Genomic DNA, 2459 nt, shown 5'->3' on the forward strand with positions numbered 1-2459 from the left:
GTAAGCGTGGCGCCGAGACCGCCTTGCGCGGTAGCGGGATGAAGGGCTGATTGCCGCTCGGATAGGGAGCGGCGATGGATAACGAGATCGAAGGTGGACCAGCGAGCGCTCATATGAGTGCTCATACGAGCGGTCGTATGAGCACTCGGATTGAGGTCGTTGCGGGTCGGCGCCGCTGGACAGTGGAGCAGAAGCTGGCGATCTTGCGCGATGCCTTCGGCCCCGAGGGTTCGGTTGGTGACGCCTGCAAGCGACACGCGATCGGCAGCGGGTCGATCTACACCTGGCGTCGGCAGGCGATGTCGGGCGAGCTTGGCGGTGCCAGGCCAGCAGCATTGCCCAGTTTCGCGGAGGTCGAGCTTTCTGCCCCGGTTCCGACACTGTCGGCGCCCGGCGGTCATATCGGTATCGAACTGCCCTCGGGCGTGAAGCTGACCGTGGACGCCGGTGTCGATGCCGAGGCCCTGGCACGGGTCATTGCCATTCTCACGCGATGATCCCGCTGCCACCTTCCACCCGGATCTATCTGGCCTGTGGCGCCACCGACATGCGCAAGGGTTTTGACGGTCTGGCGGTGCTGGCCCAGCAGGTGCTGGAACAAAGCCCGCATTCCGGAGCGCTGTTCGCCTTCCGGGGCAAGCGTGGCGATCTGGTGAAGTTGCTCTGGTATGATGGCCAGGGCCTATGCCTGTTTTCCAAGCGGATGGACCGTGGCCGGTTCGTCTGGCCAGTGACGAAGACGGGCAAAGTCGGCCTGACCTCGGCGCAGCTTTCGATGCTGCTTGAAGGCATAGACTGGAGGCGCCCGGAACGGACAGTCGCGCCGCTGCTGGCGGGCTAAAAAGTACGGATTCCTGTGGGTTTATCTGGCATCGGTGGTGCCTCTTTGATACTATTCCGAGGTGTCGGATCGAGGCTCTTCCCCCGTCGATAAGGACGCCCGCATCGCCGAGCTGGAGGCAGCTCTGGCGGCCCGCGACACGCTGATCGATACCTTGCGTTTCCAACTGGCCCAGCTCCGACGGCTCACCTTTGGCCAGTCTTCGGAGAAGCTGTCCCTCCAGATCGAACAGCTCGAACTCACTCTTGAGGAGTTGGAAGGCGAAGCCGAGCTTGCCGATATCCGCAAGGTCCAGGCGGATCGAAGGGAGCGTCCGGCACCGGTCCGCGCCTTGCCGGCGCATCTGCCACGGGCCGAACGCCGGATTGAGCCGGAAGCAGGCACCTGCACCTGTCCTTCCTGTGGAGGCGCCCTGCGTCCGCTCGGGCAGGACAGCGACGAGATGCTCGATGTCGCGCCGGTGCAATGGCGCGTCATCCGCACCGTCCGTCCTAAATATAGCTGCCGATCCTGCGAACAGATCGTGCAAGCTCCGGCGCCGGTAAAGGCGATTGCCCGGGGCAAGGCCAGTTTCTCCACGCTCGCCCATGTCGTCGTCGCCAAGTTCGATCATCATCTCCCCCTCTATCGCCAGGCCGAGATGATGGCGGCGCAGGGCCTGGATATCGACCGATCGACGCTGGCAGGCTGGGCAGCACAGGCCGCACATCTGCTTGACCCGATCGTCAGTCGCATCCGGGAAGAAGGGATCAAGGCCGGCAAGATCCATGTCGATGACACGCCCGTGCCGATGCTGATGCCCGGCAAGGGCAAGACGGTGCAGGCGAGGCTCTGGGCCTATGTCGTCGATGATCGTGCTGCTGGCGCATCCACGCCCGCGCTGGCCTGGTATCGCTTCACCCCTGATCGCAGCGGCGTGCACCCGCAAAGCGAGCTCAAGGACTTTACCGGGCTGCTACAGGCTGATGCCTATGCGGGCTTCGACAAGCTCTACAGGAGCAACCGCATCCAGGAAGTCGCCTGCTGGGCGCATTTCCGGCGCAAGATATTCGAGAACCACGCCACCAGCCCGACGCCGTTGACGAGCAACCTGCTGGATCGGATCGCCGCTCTCTACCGGATCGAGGAAGAGATACGCGGGCAGCCACCCGACCAGCGCCGCCGGCATCGGCAGGACAGAAGCAGGCCTCAGGTGAACGAGTTACGCTCGATCATCGACGATGCACTGCGCCGCCTGTCGCCCAAGTCCAACATGGCCAAGGCGCTCAGCTATGGCCGCAAGCGCTGGGATGCGCTCACCCGTTACATCGACGAGGGCGTTGCCGAGATCGACAATAACATCGCCGAGCGTGCGATCCGCCCCGTGGCGATCGGCCGCAAGAACTGGATCTTTGCCGGATCGAAGGCTGGCGGCGAACGGGCTGCCGCCATCTATTCCGTCATCGAGACCGCCAAGCTCAACGGCATCGAACCGCAGGCCTACATCGCCGATGTCATCGAGAAGATCGCTGGCGACTGGCCCGCTACTCGCTGGGATGAGCTCATGCCGTGGAACTGGCAGCCGAGCGAGCAAGACGTCGCCCAAGCCGCATAGCGGCGGTACTTAGGCCACGCTTAC

The 2459-nt window shown here is 63.8% G+C and carries 3 protein-coding genes; all 3 read left to right on the forward strand.

Going from position 1 to position 2459, the window contains the following annotated elements:
- Positions 1-137: 137 nt before the first annotated feature.
- The 3 genes from tnpA (at position 138) to tnpC (ending at position 2435) form a co-directional block, all read left to right on the forward strand.
- Positions 138-497 carry an IS66-like element accessory protein TnpA gene (gene tnpA, locus WG907_RS18120; protein WP_340235008.1) on the forward strand — a complete coding sequence of 120 codons (360 nt, stop codon included), beginning with the start codon at positions 138-140 and terminating at the stop codon, positions 495-497.
- Complete coding sequence (gene tnpB / locus WG907_RS18125) at positions 494-841, forward strand: IS66 family insertion sequence element accessory protein TnpB (protein WP_340235010.1); 348 nt, start codon at positions 494-496, stop codon at positions 839-841. Before tnpA ends, tnpB begins: the two co-directional genes overlap by 4 nt.
- Before the next feature lie 61 nt (positions 842-902).
- Complete coding sequence (gene tnpC / locus WG907_RS18130; RefSeq protein WP_340235012.1) at positions 903-2435, forward strand: IS66 family transposase; 1533 nt, start codon at positions 903-905, stop codon at positions 2433-2435.
- The last annotated feature ends 24 nt before the right edge of the window (positions 2436-2459 follow it).

It is taken from the genome of Sphingobium fluminis (assembly GCF_037723805.1).
Lineage (GTDB): Bacteria > Pseudomonadota > Alphaproteobacteria > Sphingomonadales > Sphingomonadaceae > Sphingobium.

Excerpts from the sequence above, each read along its gene's own strand:
- tnpA (WP_340235008.1), top strand. The coding sequence starts at position 138 with ATGAGCACTCGGATTGAGGTCGTTGCGGGTCGGCGCCGCTGGACAGTG.
- tnpB (WP_340235010.1), top strand. The coding sequence starts at position 494 with ATGATCCCGCTGCCACCTTCCACCCGGATCTATCTGGCCTGTGGCGCC.